The following is a 249-nucleotide window of genomic DNA, read 5'->3' on the forward strand; positions in this document are numbered from 1 at the left end:
ACAAGACGAAGTCCGTGATCTTTACCGAAGAGGGATTGCGCGAATCCGAGCGGCTCTTTAATGAGCATTTCGTCATTCCGGAAACAACCGGAAATTAATTCAACGAACTTCTAACTCAGGATACTAGGGCCCGGTTGCGAATGCACGCACTGCGGTCGCGCTCGTCTGCTTCCCTGGCGATCCGCTCATCGAGCCACGCTGTGAGCTTTTCGAGCTGCGCGAGCTGCATGGGCTTCGCCCGCTTCTCGG

General features: G+C 55.8%; 1 protein-coding gene. It reads left to right on the forward strand.

Annotation, left to right across the window (positions count from 1 at the left end):
- The coding region (locus VSR68_RS43060) for a DUF6429 family protein (protein ID WP_428983721.1) at positions 1–98 on the forward strand (98 nt) is incomplete at its 5' end.
- Positions 99–249 lie beyond the last annotated feature (151 nt).

The sequence above is a fragment of the Paraburkholderia phymatum genome (genome assembly GCF_038900715.1).
Lineage (GTDB): Bacteria > Pseudomonadota > Gammaproteobacteria > Burkholderiales > Burkholderiaceae > Paraburkholderia > Paraburkholderia phymatum_A.